This is a genomic window from Sphingomonas sp. BK069, from assembly GCF_014193405.1.
GTDB lineage: Bacteria > Pseudomonadota > Alphaproteobacteria > Sphingomonadales > Sphingomonadaceae > Sphingomonas.
Genome location: NZ_JACHZH010000001.1, coordinates 898,487 through 914,778 on the forward strand (window position 1 = coordinate 898,487; position 16,292 = coordinate 914,778).

The 16,292-nt window shown below is 71.4% G+C and carries 13 protein-coding genes; 11 read left to right on the forward strand and 2 right to left on the reverse strand.

The genetic code is table 11. From position 1 onward, the window contains the following. The first annotated feature begins 135 nt into the window (after positions 1–135). The 5 genes from ruvX to FHY02_RS04570 all read left to right on the forward strand — a co-directional run bounded on the left by ruvX (position 136) and on the right by FHY02_RS04570 (position 4,290). Positions 136–666, forward strand: a complete 531-nt coding sequence (ruvX, locus tag FHY02_RS04550) for a Holliday junction resolvase RuvX (protein WP_183920678.1) — start codon at positions 136–138, stop codon at positions 664–666. 12 nt (positions 667–678) lie between these two features. Continuing rightward, positions 679–1,668 carry an aspartate carbamoyltransferase catalytic subunit gene (locus FHY02_RS04555; RefSeq protein ID WP_183920679.1) on the forward strand — a complete coding sequence of 330 codons (990 nt, stop codon included), beginning with the start codon at positions 679–681 and terminating at the stop codon, positions 1,666–1,668. After that, positions 1,665–2,882, forward strand: coding sequence for an amidohydrolase family protein (locus FHY02_RS04560; RefSeq protein ID WP_183920680.1), 1,218 nt, complete (start codon positions 1,665–1,667; stop codon positions 2,880–2,882). Before FHY02_RS04555 ends, FHY02_RS04560 begins: the two co-directional genes overlap by 4 nt. A 123-nt stretch (positions 2,883–3,005) precedes the next feature. Beyond that, on the forward strand, positions 3,006–3,935 hold the full coding sequence (locus FHY02_RS04565) for a glycosyltransferase family 9 protein (protein WP_260172607.1): 930 nt from the start codon (positions 3,006–3,008) through the stop codon (positions 3,933–3,935). Then, positions 3,892–4,290 (forward strand): DUF6165 family protein, encoded by a 399-nt coding sequence (locus FHY02_RS04570; protein ID WP_183920681.1) that lies wholly within the window; start codon positions 3,892–3,894, stop codon positions 4,288–4,290. The genes FHY02_RS04565 and FHY02_RS04570 overlap by 44 nt, the downstream gene beginning before the upstream one ends. Positions 4,291–4,369: 79 nt before the next feature. On the opposite strand, the gene FHY02_RS04575 is transcribed toward FHY02_RS04570, so the two are convergent. Continuing rightward, a complete protein-coding gene (locus FHY02_RS04575; RefSeq protein WP_183920682.1) occupies positions 4,370–7,411 on the reverse strand; it encodes a TonB-dependent receptor domain-containing protein in 3,042 nt (1,013 codons plus the stop codon). Positions 7,412–7,595: 184 nt separating this feature from the next. Here FHY02_RS04575 and FHY02_RS04580 point away from each other — a divergent pair, with 184 nt between their 5' ends. The 6 genes from FHY02_RS04580 to nagE all read left to right on the forward strand — a co-directional run bounded on the left by FHY02_RS04580 (position 7,596) and on the right by nagE (position 15,849). Next, the gene (locus FHY02_RS04580; protein ID WP_183920683.1) at positions 7,596–8,618 is read left to right on the forward strand and encodes a N(4)-(beta-N-acetylglucosaminyl)-L-asparaginase; all 1,023 of its coding nucleotides are present in this window, start codon (positions 7,596–7,598) and stop codon (positions 8,616–8,618) included. Then, complete coding sequence (locus tag FHY02_RS04585) at positions 8,615–9,349, forward strand: copper homeostasis protein CutC (protein ID WP_183920684.1); 735 nt, start codon at positions 8,615–8,617, stop codon at positions 9,347–9,349. Before FHY02_RS04580 ends, FHY02_RS04585 begins: the two co-directional genes overlap by 4 nt. A 68-nt stretch (positions 9,350–9,417) precedes the next feature. Next, positions 9,418–10,476, forward strand: a complete 1,059-nt coding sequence (locus FHY02_RS04590) for an SIS domain-containing protein (protein ID WP_183920685.1) — start codon at positions 9,418–9,420, stop codon at positions 10,474–10,476. Next, complete coding sequence (gene nagA / locus FHY02_RS04595; RefSeq protein WP_183920686.1) at positions 10,473–11,642, forward strand: N-acetylglucosamine-6-phosphate deacetylase; 1,170 nt, start codon at positions 10,473–10,475, stop codon at positions 11,640–11,642. Before FHY02_RS04590 ends, nagA begins: the two co-directional genes overlap by 4 nt. A gap of 29 nt (positions 11,643–11,671) precedes the next feature. After that, complete coding sequence (gene ptsP, locus FHY02_RS04600; protein WP_183920687.1) at positions 11,672–14,152, forward strand: phosphoenolpyruvate--protein phosphotransferase; 2,481 nt, start codon at positions 11,672–11,674, stop codon at positions 14,150–14,152. Next, a complete protein-coding gene (gene nagE, locus FHY02_RS04605; protein ID WP_183920688.1) occupies positions 14,149–15,849 on the forward strand; it encodes an N-acetylglucosamine-specific PTS transporter subunit IIBC in 1,701 nt (566 codons plus the stop codon). The genes ptsP and nagE overlap by 4 nt, the downstream gene beginning before the upstream one ends. Before the next feature lie 130 nt (positions 15,850–15,979). On the opposite strand, the gene FHY02_RS04610 is transcribed toward nagE, so the two are convergent. Then, the gene (locus FHY02_RS04610) at positions 15,980–16,264 is read right to left on the reverse strand and encodes a virulence factor (RefSeq protein ID WP_183920689.1); all 285 of its coding nucleotides are present in this window, start codon (positions 16,262–16,264) and stop codon (positions 15,980–15,982) included. Positions 16,265–16,292: the final 28 nt, after the last annotated feature.

A 16,292-nucleotide genomic window follows, 5' to 3' on the forward strand; every position in this document is an offset into this window, starting at 1 on the left:
TAACCTGTTAAGTCATCCCGGACCTGTCACGGGATCCACCCGTCCGCGCGCTCGCCGGCCGCTCGGTACGCGGCCCGATAGACCCCGGAACACGTCCGGGGTGACGACAAGGACGGCGCGAAAAGGCCACCACCGATGAACGCGCCCAGCCCGCGCGTGGCGATCGCCACCACCGCTGCCGCCTTCCGTGCCTCGCTCCCGCACGGCGGCCGGCTGCTCGGGCTCGACGTCGGCACCAAGACGATCGGCACCGCGCTGTGCGACGCCGGCTGGAGCTTCGCCAGCCCCGCGCAGCTGATCCGCCGCACCAAGTTCAGCGCCGACAAGGCCGCGCTGCTGGCGCTCTCGACCCAGCAGCAGGTCGTCGGCTGGGTAATCGGCCTGCCGCTCAGCCTCGACGGCAGCGAGAGCCCACGCACCCAGTCGACCCGGGCTTTCGCGCGCAACTGCGCCGACCTTGGTTTGCCCCTGCTGCTGTGGGACGAGCGCTGGTCCACCGTCAGCGCCGAGCGCGCGCTGATCGCGCAGGACATGAGCCGTGCCAAGCGTGCCGAGCGGATCGACAATCACGCGGCCGCCACGATCCTTCAGGCCGCGATCGACGCGCTGGTGCTGGCGCCGGCGGAGCAGGGCGAACCGCTTGCGCCGCCGGGGAGCGCGGACTAGGCACCGCGCTCGATGACCCAATCGGACCACCGCCCCGGCACCCTGATCCCCGGCGGCGCGGTATTCCCGCATCGCCATCTCACCGGCATCGAGGGGCTCGAGCCGCACGAGATCACCTTCCTGCTCGACGAGGCCGAGACCTGGGTGGAAGCCAACTGCACCCGCGCCGCGCCCGACCGCCGCCTCTCTGGCTTCACCCAGATCAACGCCTTCTTCGAGAATTCGACCCGCACGCTGCTGAGCTTCGAGATCGCGGGCAAGAGGCTCGGTGCCGATGTCGTCAACATGCACGCCGCCCAGTCGAGCGTGAAGAAGGGCGAGACGCTGATCGACACCGCGCAGACGCTCAACGCGATGCGCGCCGACGTGATCGTGATCCGCCACATGTCTTCGGGCGCGGTGCGGCTGATCGCGGGCAAGGTCGACTGTCCCGTGCTCAACGCCGGCGACGGCCGCCACGAACACCCGACCCAGGCGCTGCTCGACGCGCTGACGATCCGTCGCCGCCTCGGCGGCATCGCGCACAAGCGCGTGGTGATCTGCGGCGACCTGCTCCACAGCCGCGTCGCCCGCTCGAACATCCTCGCGCTTACCGCGCTCGCCGCGGAGGTGCGCGTCTGCGCGCCCTCGACGCTGATGCCCCCCGCCATCGAGCGCTTCGGCGTCACCGCCTTCACCGATTTCGATCGCGCGATGGAGGGCGCCGACGTGGTGATGATGCTGCGGCTTCAGACCGAGCGGATGGCGGGCGGCTATGTCCCGTCGAGCCGCGAATATCACCTGCGCTACGGGCTCACACTCGAGCGGCTCGCCAAGCACGCGCCCGGCGCGCTGATCATGCATCCCGGGCCGATGAACCGCGGCGTCGAGATCGACTCGGCGGTTGCCGATCACGTCGAGCAGTCGGCTATTACCGAGCAGGTGCAGATGGGTGTCGCGGTGCGCATGGCCTGTCTCGACGTGCTGACGCGGCGCGCGCGCGGCGTGGAGGGCTGGGCATGAACCGCGCGATCCTGTTCACCGACGCGCGGCTGGTCTGCCCGGAGCGCGGCGAGCGCGAGGGCGAGCTACTGGTTGTCGACGGCGTGATCGCGGACGGCCCCGCCCCCGCCGACGCGCTGCGGGTCGACTGCCGCGGCAGGGTGCTCGCTCCCGCCCTGATCGACATCGGCGTGGCGCGGATCGACCGCGCCGCCGCGCGCGCCGGCGGGATCGTCCGGGTCGCGCCGATGCCCGATCAGGTGCCGGTGCTCGACGAGCCCGGCGCAGTGCAGCGGCTGGCACTGATCGGCCGGCCCGACCTGTGGATCCACCCCATCGCGGCGGCGACGCGCGGGCTCGCCGGCGCCGACCTGGCCGAGATGGCGATCTGCCTCTCCGCCGGCGCGCGCGCGGTCGGCACCGGCCGCGGCTGGATCGCCGACTCCGGCGTGATGCACCGCGTGCTGAGCTACGCGCGCGACCTCGACGTGACTGTGATCACGCATGCCGAGGACGGCGGGCTGACGCGCGGCGCGGTCGCGAGCGAAGGCGAGACCGCGTCGCGGCTCGGCCTGCCCGCCGCTCCCGCCGTGGCAGAGGCGCTGGCGATCGCGCGCGACCTGATGCTGGCGGAAGAGACCGGCGCGCGGCTCCACCTCCGCGCGGTCACCACCGCGGCGGGGTTCGCGCTGGTGCGGGCGGCCAAGGCGCGCGGCGTGCGCGTGACGTGCGGGATCACCCCGGCGCATCTGCTACTCTCCGACAATGCGATGAGCGACTTTCGCACCTTCGCGCATCTATCGCCTCCGCTGCGGAGCGAGACCGACCGCCACGCCGCGCTCGCCGCGCTGGTCGACGGGACGATCGACCTGCTGTGCTCGGGCCACGATCCGCGCGGACCCGAGGAGAAGCGCCTCCCCTTCGCCGACGCCAGCCCCGGCGCGGCCGACGCCGCGGCCTTGCTCGCGCTCGCGCTCGGACTGGCACGCGACGGGCGCGTGTCGCTGCCGCGGCTGTTCGCGTTGCTCGCGCGCGCCCCCGCCGCGCTGCTCGGCCTCGACACGGGCGCGCTGCTGCCAGGCCTGCCGGGCGACGTCATCCTCCTCGACCCCGACGCGCCGTGGCGCATCGATGCGGACACGCTGCCGGGCAAGGCCGGCAACACGCCCTTCGACGGGCTGCCGGTGCAGGGCAAGCTGCTGCGCATGTGGAAAGGCGGGCGCGAACTGGTCTGAGTGGCTTGCGCTCGACCGGAAGGGGTTCGTTCCGTCCCGACGAAGCTCACCAAATCAGACGCTTAATTCTGTCACGCCGGCGCTACGAGGGAACCGGCATGGCTCTCGCGCGGTTCGTCCCGCATGGAGCTACATAGCAGCTGGGCGGAGGCGATGCGCGCGCGCGACTATGCCGCCGCCTGGGCGCTCGAACGCCAGGTCATCGCCGCACGCGATCCCGCGACGCGCGATGACCCCAGCCTACCCTATCACGAGCGCTGGGTGTGGAACGGCCGCCCCGTCGAGGGCGTCGACGTGCTGGTGCGCTGCTACCACGGCCTCGGCGACACGCTCCAGTTCGCGCGCTACCTACCCGCGCTCGCACACCGCGCCAGGAGCGTGACGGTCGAGGCGCCGGCACGGCTGCACCCCTTGCTCGCGGGGATCGCCGAGGTGAGCCTCCATGGCTTCGACCCAGCGCATCCACTCAAGCCGCGCGCCTGCGATATCGAGATCACCGAGCTGCCCGGCGCGCTGGAGCTGGCGCCGGACGATGTTCCGGCTTCCTACCTCCGCGTCGCCCCCGCGCCGATCCCGGCGCTAAGCGTCGGACTATGTCACCAGGCGGGAGACTGGGACCCTGACCGCTCCTTACCCGAGGCGCTGCTCGCCCCCGTCGCCGAACGGTACCGCTGCCTCTCCCTCGTTGCCGCGCCCTCGATGCTGCCGGTGATCAATCCCGACGGCTGTCCCTTCGATCTCGCCGCCACCGCCGCGCTGGTCGCCGGTTGCGCCGCGGTGATAACAGTCGACACGATGGTGGCGCATCTCGCCGGCGCGCTCGGGCGCCCGACCTGGCTGTTGCTCAAACATCGGCCGGACTGGCGCTGGGACCCGACCCGCCACGACAGCGACTGGTACCCGACGCTGCGCCTCCACGCGCAACCGCGCGTCGGTGACTGGACGCCGGTGCTAGCCGGAGTGGCTAGCGAGCTCGACGCTTTCTTCGACGATCAGGGAGAGACGATCCATGGCCAGCCTGCCCAGCCCGTCGGTGCCCGTCTCCTGGGGTGAGCTGCTCGACAAGATCACCATCCTCGAGATCAAGCGCGAGCGGATCGCGCGCGCCGAGGCGCGGGCCAACGTCGCCCGCGAGCATGAGGCGCTGAGCGACATCGGCGCCGGCGTTATCGGGCAGCAGGCGATCGCGCCGCTGTTCGGCCAACTCAAATCGATCAACCGCGAGTTGTGGGAGATCGAGGACGCGATCCGGCAGGAGGAGGCTGCGGCGTCGTTCGGCACCGACTTCATCCAGCTCGCGCGCTCAGTGTATTTCAAGAACGACGAGCGCGCGCGGCTGAAGCGCGCGATCAACCTGGCGCTCGAGTCCGAGCTGATCGAGGAGAAGAGCTACGCGGCGATGAACTGACCGCCGCCACAACGGCAGCGGTCTAGCCGCCGGGCGTGACGCCCCCGAGGTCCTCGCCTCGGAAGCGTCACCGGACCGATCAGAACTTGATCGTCGTGGCGACCGCGATGTTACGACCGAGCGAGTCGTAGCGCTGCGGGATGGTGTTGCTGCGCGCGAGGCTGATGTTGTACGAGTCCGGCACGATTGGCGCTGCCTTGTCGAGCAGGTTATTCGCGATCAACCGCAGCGAGAACTGCTTCGACACCGCGAAGTTGAGCGCGAGGTCGTAATAGTCGGCCGGGTCGACGCGATAATAGTTCGTCAGCGCGCGCTCGGGCGTGCCGCCGATCGCCTCGTCACCCGAGTTGTTGGCGTTGGTCAGCGAGCCGACGTGGCGCCAGTTGAGCGAGGCGCCGAACTTCTGGTCAGGCGTGGTATAGGTGCCGCGCAGCCCGTGGCTCCACTTCGGGATCAGCTGGCCGCAGCCGTTGCCGTAATAGCCGGCGCAGTTGCGCTCGGGCTGGAGCGGCGAGTCCTGTCCACCCGCGTTCGTCGTCAGCGAGCCGTTGAACGACATGTCGAAGCGGCCGACCGACTCGAGGTTGAGCGTGTACTGCGCCTGGAAATCCCAGCCGCGCGCGATCGAGGTGTAATAGTTGGTCGTACCCTGGCGGATGAAACCGGTGCTCGACCCCGCCGCCGAGAACAGCGTGCCGTTGGCGTTGCGAACGATGCCCTGACAGAAGAACTGGTCGCCGCCCGAGCGCAGGCAGCCGTCAGTGTAATAGCTATAGTCGTTGTAGCCGAGCGAGTCGTTGATCTTGATGCGATAACGATCGACCGAGAAGACGAAGCCGCGCAGGAAGCGGGGCTTCACCACTAGGCCATAGGTCTGCGTGTAGGCGGTCTCCGGATCGGCGGTGAAGCCGCCCGAGCGCACCGAGCAGGCAGCGGTGCCGTTAGGCGTGGTGCCGTTGCTGCACAGCAGAGTCTGGCTGCCGTAGAGCGCGTCGGACAAGCCGGTGGCGCGGCACACCTCGCGCGAGGCAACGGGTGCGCCATAGCTGACGCCGTTGGCGCCGTTGATCACGGTCGGCGCGCAGAAGTCGTTGAACGTGCCCGAGCCACCCGCGGCGAACTCGATGTTGGTGGCTTGGCGGATCTCCACCACGGTCGGCGCGCGCTGCGCCTTGTTGAACGAGGCGCGGAAGGTCAGGTCGCTGATCGGGGCGTAGATCCCCTCCACCTTCCAGGTAGTGAAAGTGCTCGGGTTGCTGCTGTACTTCGAGACGCGGAAGCCGCCGTTGAGCTGCACCAGCTCGGCGAACGGCTTGTGCTCGACCAGCGGCGCCTGGACCTCGATGTTCGACTCCCACACGTCCTGGCTGAGATACGTGTCGTTGCCGCCCAGCACGCCGCGGTAGGACGCGTCGGCAACCGACTTAAGCGTATCCTTGCGATACTCGGTGCCGAGCGCGATCGCGAGGCCCTGCTCGGCGAACGGCGAGGTGATGCCGTATTTGCCCAGGTCGCCGGTCATGTTGGCCTGAACGTCGTACAGGGTGCCCGTGGTCGCCGAGGTGCCCGTGCCGAACAGATAGTTGATCAGCGCGGGGTCGCTGTTGCCCGCGCTGAAGATGTCGAACGGCACGCAGCCGGCCGCGCCGCTCGCGCAGGTAGGCGACGCCGCGGTGCCGCCGACGTTGACCGCATCCTGGAGACGACCGGGGATTCCGAAGCTCGGTGTATAGTCCTGATGGTTGCGCGCGTAGACGCCACCGATGTCATAGGTCCAGGCATCGCCCACCTTGCCGCGCACGCCGCCGGTCAGCCGGACGCCGGTGTTGATGTACGTATCGGGCCGGTCGCTGCCCTCGCCGAGGCGATAGCGCAGGTCGATCGGCACGCTCGCCACGCCCGCCGCGCAGCCGATCGCACCGGCCTGCGCCGCGGACAGATACGGGTTGCCGCAGCTGACGTTGACGGTGCCGCTCGCGATCGTCGGATAGTTGTTATAGGACTTGTCGCGGAACCAGATGCCCGAGGTGTAGAGCTCGGCGTCGGGCCCGAGGTCGAGGCTGGCGAAGCCGCCCGCGTTCACCCGCTCCGACGGCCGCTGGTAAGCATAGCCGCTAAAATAGTTGGAGGCGTTGCCCGCGCCCGCCGCGAAGGGGACGAAATTGCGCGTGCCGTCAGGATTGTTGACATATTGCGCGCCGGCGTTGGCGCCCGCACGCGGCGTGATCAGGCCGCTGGTCGAGCTGCTCGGGGTTAGCCCGCACGACAGCGGGCCATTGGCCTGGAGCTGGGTCAGGTAGCAGCCCGCGTTCGAGCGGTCGGTGAGCCCGACCTCCTCGGTCTTGCGGTAGTTGACGAAGCCGCTCAGCCGCAGCGCGCCGTCGAACAGCTTCTTGCCCGCGGTCAGCGTCACGTCGGCGCGGCCGCCGTCGTTGGTCCAGCCGCGCGGGCTGCTGAAGCCGGCCGCGCGCGCCAGCGGCGACACGATCGTGTCCTTGTTGTTGTGATTGTAGAAATTGTAGTTGGCGTCGAGCTGCAGCCCCTCGAAGTCCTTCTTGAGGACGAAGTTGACCACGCCCGCGACCGCGTCGGAGCCGTACACCGAGGAGGCGCCGCCGGTCAGCACGTCGACGCGCTCGAGCAGCGATGGCGGGATGATGCCGACGTCCTGCCCGTTCTGCGTGCCGAGCCGCTTGCCGTCGATCAGCACCAGGGTGCGCTCGAAGCCGAGGCTGCGCAGCTTGATGCGCTGGCGGCCGTCCGAGTCGTTGTAGGTCTGCTGGCTGTCGGGCGCGATCTGCGGCAGACGGTTGAGCACGTCCTCGACGTTGACCGGCGCCTGCGCGCGGATGTCCTGCGTGGTCACCGAGGTGATCGGCGCGGCGGAGGTGACGTTGGGGCGCTGGATGCGCGTGCCGGTGACGACCACGTCGCCGGTCGAGGCGGCCGCGGGCGCCTGGTTGCCCTGCTCGCCCGCGATCGCCTCGGCGCGCTCCGGAGTCGCCTGCCCCGTCGCCTGGGTCGAGTCGGGGGGTGCGTCCGCCTGCTGTGCGAGCGCCGGCGTCGCTGCGAGGAGGGCCGCGGCGAGCGCCGCGAGGGAGACATGGTGCTGCGACGTCATCGGCGAACCCTCTAATTTGTTTTTATTGGTAAAGGTAACTTTTGCCCCTGTTTCATCAATCTGCCATGAAGGTCAATACCTGACAGGACCACTGACGTGACCAATCACGCGAGCGGTTGCGTGGCGGCGTCGATCCGTGCTTGTCGTAAGCCGGGCCGCGTCGCGGCGACACGGAGGGGAGCGGATGACGACGAGACGATCCTTGCTGGCGACGCTCGCCGCGGCCGGCGGCGCGCTGCCGCTGGCCCGCGGCGCCGTCGCGGCCGCGGCGCCGGCGCATGACGTGCGCGTGCTCTCTACCTGGGACTTCGGCGCCGCCGCCAACGACGCAGCCTTCGCCCGGCTGCGCTCGGGTGGCTCGCTGCTCGACGCGGTCGAGGCGGGCGCTCGCGTGCCCGAGGCGGATCCGGAGAACCACTCGGTCGGCTACGGCGGCTACCCCGACCGTGACGGTCATGTCACGCTCGACGCCGTGATCATGGACGACGCGGGCGCGGTCGGCGCGGTCGCCGCACTGGAGGATACGGTCCACGCCATCTCGGTCGCGCGGCGGGTGATGGAGAGGACGCCGCACACCTTCCTGGTCGGCGAGGGCGCCACCCGCTTCGCGCGCGAGCAGGGCTTCGAGAAGGTCGATTTGCTCACGCCGCCGGCGGAGCAGGCGTGGCGCGAATGGCTCAGGACCGCGAAGTACCAGCCCGTCGCCAACAGCGAGACCAGCACCTACGGCACCGCCGCGCCGCATCGCACGCCCGGCGGCGCGCTCGACCATGACACGATTGGGCTGCTCGCGCGCACTGCGGACGGGCGCATGGCGGGCGCCTGCACCACCTCGGGCATGGCCTTCAAGATCCGCGGCCGCGTCGGCGACTCGCCCCAGGTCGGTGCCGGCCTCTACGTCGAGCGCGGCGTCGGCGGCGCCACCTCGACCGGGGTCGGCGAGGAAGTGACTCGCGTCGCGGGCAGCGCGCGCGTGGTCGCCTCGATGCGCGCCGGTCGCTCAGCGCAGGCGGCGTGCGAGGAGGTGGTGCGCCACATCGCCGCGCTCCGCGGCGACGCGATCAAGGGCATGCAGGTCGGCTTCCTCGCGCTCGACACGAAGGGCGCGGTCGGCGCCTTCTGCCTGCTGCCCGGCTTCACCTATGCGGTGACTGACGCGCGCGGGACGACCACCGTCCACCCCGCCCCCTCGCTGTACCGCGCATGAGGCGATTGCTCGAGGTCTGCGTCGAGGACACCCACGGCATCGCCGCGGCGGTGAACGGTGGCGCGGATCGGATCGAGCTGTGCGCCGCGCTCGACGTCGGCGGCCTGACCCCCTCGCCCTCGCTGATCCGCGCCGCCGCGAGCGCACCGATCCCGGTCCATCTGCTCGTGCGGCCGCGCGCGGGCGACTTCGTCTATGACGCGGGCGAGCGGCGGCTGGTGGAGGAGGACATTGGGGCCGCAGCGGACGCGGGACTCGCCGGCGTGGTGATCGGTGCCAACGCGCGCGACGGCAGGCTCGACACCGACTGCCTCGCGCGCTGGGTGGAGGTGGCGCGCGACCGCACCCTTTCGTTGACGTTGCACCGTGCTTTCGACCTCACCCCCGACCCGCTCGAAGCGCTCGAGCAGGCGGTGGCGCTCGGCTTCGACCGGATCCTCACCTCGGGGGGCGCACCGCGCGCGATCGACGCGACTGACACGCTGACAGCGCTGGTCGCCGCGGCCGACGACCGCATCACCGTGCTCGTCGGCAGCGGCGTCTCGCCCGCGACGCTACCGGCCCTGCTCGCCACCGGCGCGCGCGAGGTTCACGCCTCGTGCCGTGTCGCACGCGCGGGCACCGGCGACGCCACGCTGCGCCGCTTCGGCTTCGTCGCCGCGACGAGCTACGCGACCGATCAGGTCACCGTGGCTGGCCTCGCCGCGATGCTGCGCGACGAGGCCGCTTGAACAATACCAATTTATAACTTAACCCTCTGGAAACGCCGTTGCGGTCCCGCACGGCAGGGGAGCCCAGCATGATCGCGACGACCGACCAGCCACCGGCCAAGGACGCGACCGCCACGCTGATGCACGCCGAGGCGGCCGAGGCGGGCGCCGCGGTGGCGCGGCTGCTCGAGGCCAATCGCGCGACGCTCGCCGCGCTCGGCGAGCGGCTCCGCGCCGCCCCGCCTGCGGTGGTCGTCACCTGCGCGCGCGGCTCGTCGGATCACGCCGCGACCTACGGCAAATATCTAATCGAAACGTTCGTCGGCGTCCCCGTTGCCTCCGCCGCCCCCTCGGTCGCCTCGGTCTATGCCGCCGACGTCGCTCCCTCGGGCGGGCTCTGCATCGCCATCTCGCAGAGCGGGCGCAGCCCCGACCTGCTCGCCAGCGTCGCCGCGCAGAAGGCAGCCGGCGCACACGTCGTCGCTTTGGTCAACGACACCACATCGCCGCTCGCCGAAACCGCCGACACGCTGGTGCCGCTGATGGCCGGACCGGAGCGCTCGGTCGCCGCGACCAAGTCGTACATCGCGGCGCTCGCTGCGCTGGCGCTGCTCACCGCCGAGTGGAGCCAGGACGCGGCGCTGACCGATGCCCTCGATCGGTTGCCGGAGCGGCTCGGCGCCGCTTGGGCGCTCGACTGGAGCGGCGTGGTGGACCTACTGCGCGACGCCAGCAACCTGTTCGTCATCGGACGCGGCCTCGGCTTCGGCATCGCGCAGGAGGCGGCCTTGAAGCTGAAGGAGACCTGCGCGCTCCACGCCGAGGCGTTCAGCAGCGCCGAGGTGCGCCACGGCCCGATGGCGATCGTCGGCGCCGGCTTCCCGCTGATCGCCTTCGCCACCTCGGACCAGGCCGGCGACGGCGTGCGCGAGGCCGCGGCCGAGTTCGCGCAGCGCGACGCGCGGGTCGCGCTCGCCGACGCCGCGCAGGACGGTGCGGGCAGCCCCGCGGCGCTGCGCGACCATCCCGCGCTCGAGCCGGTGCTGATGATCCAGAGCTTCTACCGCATGGCGAACGCGCTCTCGGTCGCGCGCGGGCTCGATCCCGACTCGCCGCGCCATCTCAGCAAGGTCACCAAGACGCTATGACGACGCACAGCTTCCGCAACGGGCAGGTCGCGACGCGCGACGGCGTGCTCGACGCGGCGACGATCGAGGTCGCCGCCGACGGCACGATCGCGGCGTTGCGCGCCGGTGCCGAGCGCGAGGCGGTCGACCTCGGCGGCGGCTGGGTCATGCCCGGCTTCATCGACACGCAGGTCAACGGCGGCGGCGGCGTGCTCTTCAACGACACGCCGACGGTCGAGGGCATCGCGGCGATCGGCGCGGCGCATGCGCCGTACGGCACCACCGGCTTCATGCCGACGCTGATCAGCGACCGCCCCGCGGTGATCGCGCGCGGGCTCGACGCCACCGACGCGGCGATCGCGGCGGGTGTCCCGGGCGTGCTCGGCACGCACGTCGAGGGGCCGGTGCTCAGCCTCGCGCGCAAAGGCATCCACGATCCCGCGCGCTTCCAGCCGCTCGACGACGAATTGATGGCGCTGCTGCTTCAACCCCGCCGCGGCGTGGTGATGGTGACGCTGGCGCCGGAGCGCGTGACCGCCGAGCAGATCGCGACGCTGGCGCGCGCCGGCGTGCGCGTCTGCCTCGGCCACACCGACGCCGACTACGCCACTGCCACCGCCGCCTTCGCCGCGGGCGCGACCGGCGTGACCCATCTGTTCAACGCGATGTCGCCGCTGGTGCACCGCGCCCCCGGCGTGGTCGGCGCCTCGCTCGACGACCAGCATGCGTGGTGCGGGATCATCGTCGACGGCTTCCACGTCGACGACGCGGCGCTGCGCATTGCGCTGCGCGCGCGTCCGGTCGACCGCTTCATGCTGGTGTCCGACGCGATGCCCTGCGTGGGAGCGGTGCGGAAGGACTTCGTGCTCCAGGGCAAGCCGATCCACGTCGAGGACGGGCGCTGCGTCGGCGCCGACGGCACATTGGCCGGCTCGGACCTCGACATGGCGGGCGCAGTGCGCAACGCGGTGCGACGGCTCGGCCTCGCGCCCGAGGTTGCGGCAGCGCTGGCGGCGACCAGCCCCGCCGCCTTCCTCGGCCTGGAGGCGGAGCGCGGCGCGCTCGCCGTTGGGCTGCGCGCTGACTGGGTGCGGCTCGACGCCGATCTTCAGCCGCTCGGCACCTGGGTCGGCGGCGAGGAGCGGGTCGTGCTGCCGCAGCAGGCGCACGGCGAGCCCGTCACCTGATTTCTCCCCTTCCCCCGTCCGGAGCATCCATGGCCACCATCTCGCTGACCGCACCATTGGAGGGCTGGGTCAGCCCGCTCGACGAGGTCGTCGACGCGGTCTTCGCGGAGCGGATGCTGGGAGACGGGCTGGCGATCGACCCCACCGGGAACGTGCTCGTCGCGCCGTGCGACGCGCGCGTGCTGGTAGTGCAGCCGAGCGGCCATGCGATCACGCTGGAGACGCCCGAGGGCGCGCAATTGCTGATCCATCTGGGGATCGATACGGTTGCGCTCGACGGTCGCGGGTTCGAGCCTCTGGTCGCGGCGGGCGCGACGGTGACACGCGGCCAGCCGTTGATCCGCTTCGATCTCGACCTGATCGTGCGCGAGGCGCAGGCGGCGATCACACCGGTGATCGTCACCAACGGCGAGCGCTTCACCATCGTTGGGCGTGCCGAGGCCGGGGCGGTAGCGATCGGCGCGCCGCTGCTGACGCTCGTGGCGCGCGAGGCGGTCGCCGCGGAGGAAGCGGCTGACGGCGCGCGCGCGTCGCAGACGATCGTCGTTCCGCTGCCGCACGGCATCCACGCGCGCCCCGCTGCACGGATCGCCGCCGAGGCGCGTCGCCACCGTGCCGCAGTGACGCTGTCGCGCGGTGCGGTCACCGCCAATGCGGCGAGCCCGGTGGACCTGCTCGCACTGACCGTGGCGCATGGCGATACGGTGACGATCGCCGCGACCGGCGCCGAAGCCGAGGCCGAGGCGGCGGTGAGCGCGGTGGCGGCGCTGATCCTCCACGGGATCGAAGAGGAACCCGCCGCGGCGGCGCAGGTCGCGCGCCCGGTCGCGCCGATCGACGTACCGGCGGGCGCGCTTCCCGGAGTGACCGCCGCGCCGGGGCTGGCGATCGGCACCGCGATGCGCTGGCGGCTGGCCGATCTGGCGGTGGTCGCGGCCGGACAGGGTGTCAGCGCCGAACAGGAGGCGTTCGAGTCCGCTCGCGGCGCGCTGCTTGCCGACCTCACCGACCGTGCGGAGGCCGCTGCGGGCAGCGCGCGCGCGATCCTCGAAGCGCACGCCGCGATCCTCGACGATCCCAAGCTGATCGCGATGACGCTGATGGCGATCACGCGCGGCAGCAGCGCGGCGCATGCGTGGCGCGGCGCGATCCGCCCGCAGGTGGAGGCGCTGCAGGCAGGCGGCGACGCGCGGCTCGCCGAGCGCGCCGCCGACATGCTCGACCTCGAACGCCAGCTCATCACGCGGCTGATAGGCGCCGAGGAGGAGACGATCGCGCTGCCCGAGGGTGCGATCCTGCTCGCCGAGGACCTGTTGCCGTCGCAGTTCATGGCGCTCGACCTCGATCGGGTCGCCGGACTGGCGATCGAACGGGGTGGACCGACGTCGCACGTCTCGATCCTTGCCGCCTCGCGCGGGCTGCCCGCGCTGGTCGCGCTGGGGACGGGGCTAAACGCGGTGCGCGACGGCGTGCAGGTGGTGCTCGACGCGGGCGCCGGTTGGTTCCACCCCACGCCGTCGCCCGAGTTGGTCGCCGCGGCCGAGGCACGCCTTGCCGTGGTCGCACAGCGCCGCGCCGCCGCGCGCGCACGCGCCGCCGAGGAGTGCCGCACCGCCGACGGCACGCGAATCGAGGTGGTCGCCAATTGCGGGTCGGCCGAGGACGCGCGCGTCGCCGCCGCCAACGGTGCCGAGGGCTGCGGCCTGCTGCGCACCGAGTTGCTGTTCCTCGACCGCGCCACCGCCCCCGACGTCGCCGAGCAGACCGCGGCCTATCAGGCGGTCGCCGACGCGCTGGCGGGCAGGCCGGTGATCGTCCGCCTGCTCGACATCGGCGGCGACAAGCCCGCGCCCTATCTGCCGATCGGCCCGGAGGAGAATCCGGCGCTCGGCCTGCGCGGCATCCGCGTCGGGCTGGCGCATCCCGACATCCTCGACGACCAGCTGCGCGCGATCCTCGCCGTCCGGCCTGCCGGCCAATGCCGCGTCATGGTGCCGATGGTGGTGGGACTCGACGAGCTGCGCCAGGTGCGCGCGGCGCTCGACCGCGTCGGCGGCGGCGACGGGGTCGAGCTCGGCATCATGGTCGAGACTCCCGCTGCCGCAGTGACCGCGGCACAGCTCGCGCGCGAGGCCGATTTCCTCTCGATCGGCACCAACGATCTCACCCAATATGCGCTGGCGATGGATCGCGGCAACGCCGCCGTCGCTGGGGCGCTCGACGGGCTCCATCCCGCGGTGCTGCGCCTGATCGAGCAGACCGTCGCGGGCGGGGCGCGTCACGCGCGCTGGACCGGCGTGTGCGGCGGGCTCGCCTCCGACCCGCTCGCGGTACCGATCCTGGTCGGGCTCGGCGTCACCGAGCTGTCGGTCGCGCCCGCCGCGGTCGCCGACATCAAGGCGCTGGTGCGCGACCTCGACATGATCCGCGCGCGCGACCACGCCCGCGCCGCGCTCGACTGCGCGGGGGCCGCCGAGGTCCGCCAGCTCGCACGGGAGTTCGCACGATGAAGTCGATCCTGGGAACGCTCCAGCCGCTCGGCCGCGCGCTGATGCTGCCGATCGCGGTGCTGCCGATCGCCGGCCTGCTGCTGCGGCTCGGCCAGCCCGACCTGCTGAACATCGCGTTCGTCAGCGCGGCGGGCGACGCGATCTTCAACCACCTCGGGCTGCTGTTCGCGATCGGCGTCTCCACCGGCTTCGCGCGCGACGGCAACGGCGCCGCCTGCCTCGCCGGCATGGTGTGCTTCCTCGTCGCCACGGAGGCGAGCAAGGTGCTGCTGACCGTGCCGCCCGAAGCCACGGCCGGGCTGACGGGCGCGAGCGTCGACCTCGCGGTCGCGGCGTGGAAGGCCAAGGCGATCGCGCGGCTCGACGTGCCGATCGGGATCATCTCCGGCCTCGTCGGGGGCGGCTTCTACAATCGCTTCTCGACCGTGAAGCTGCCCGAGTATCTCGCCTTCTTCGGTGGGCGCCGATTCGTGCCGATCGTCAGCGGGGTGGCCGGGCTGGTGCTGGCGGTCGCGGTCGGGCTCGGCTTTGCGGGGATTAGCAGCGGGATCGACCAGCTGAGCTACGCGATCACGGGCGCGGGCAGCGTCGGGCTGTTCCTGTTCGGGCTGCTCAACCGATTGCTGCTCGTCACGGGTCTGCACCATCTGATCAACAACATCGCCTGGTTCGTCATGGGCGACTATCACGGCGCCAACGGTGACCTGCGGCGCTTCTTCGCGGGCGACCCGAGCGCCGGGGCGTTCATGGCGGGCTTCTTCCCGATCATGATGTTCGGCCTGCCCGCCGCCTGCCTTGCGATGTACCACGCCGCACCGCGCGGCCGGCGCAAGGAAGTGGGCGGCATGCTGTTCAGCCTCGCGCTGACCTCGGCGCTGACGGGCGTGACCGAGCCAATCGAGTTCAGCTTCATGTTCCTCGCGCCCGTCCTGTACGCGGTGCACGCGGTGCTGACCGGCCTGTCGATGTCGCTGATGGCGGGATTGGGCGTGAAGCTCGGTTTCGGTTTCTCTGCCGGGCTGCTCGACTACGTGCTCAACTTCTCCAAGGCGACGCGGCCCTTGCTGCTGCTGCCGGTCGGCGCGGTCTATGCCGTGCTCTATTACGGGCTGTTCCGCTTCTTCATCGCCAGGCTCAACCTCAAGACGCCGGGGCGCGACGACGCGCCCGCCGCGACCGCGGCACCGGTCGCGGCGGGAGAGCGCGGCGCGGCGTTCGCGCGCGCGCTCGGCGGGGGCGCCAACCTCACCAACGTCGGCGCCTGCACCACCCGGCTGCGGCTCGGCGTGCGCGACCAGGCGGCGGTGGACGAGACCGCGCTCAAGGCGCTCGGCGCGCGCGGCGTGATCCGCCCCTCCCCGACCGCGCTTCAGGTGGTGCTCGGCCCGATCGCCGACAGCGTCGCGGTGGAGATCCGCGACGCGCTGGCGGCGGGCGGCAGCGTTGCCGTCGCGGCGGTCGAGGAGCCGGCGGCCGCCACCACTACGGTGATACTGGCGCCGGCGCTGCTCGCTGCTCTCGGTGGCGCCGGCAACGTGCGGGAAGCGAGCGTCCACGCCGGCCGGATACGGGTCGAACTGGGCGGCGGTGCGGTCAACGAGGCGGCGCTACGAGGCGCCGGCGTGCGGCAGGTGGCGCGGCCAAGCGAGGGCGTGATCCACCTGCTCGCTCGCGAGCCGGCAACGCTACTGAGTTAATCCTCTCGGATCGCGGAGGAAGATTGTTCATCCTCCCGTGCAAGGGAAGTGCCGGCTTTGGCTTGCCAACGGGCCCGCACTCCGCTGCCAGGGGAGGATCGCCTCGACCGCGGCTCAACCGGCCCTGCTCTTACCGCAACGCGGCGGATAGGTCGCTCTCCTCGTCGATGCGGAGCATGCGGATGTCGAGCAACGACGGCGCGAACCAGGCGCACAGCCGGCTGAGGTCCTGCACCGCGAGCACGCAGTCGACGGCCTTGGCGGCCTCGCTGACATAGAGGCTGGCGCCGTCTCGCTGCGCGAAGCCGTGATGGCGCAGGATGTCACTCACCTCGCGATAGGCGTCGCGCAGAGAGGGACTGGGATAGCGTCGCTCGAGGATGGTCGCGTCGAGGTCGAACACGATCGCGTACATGCATCCCCCTGAAACAACGAAGCCCGCG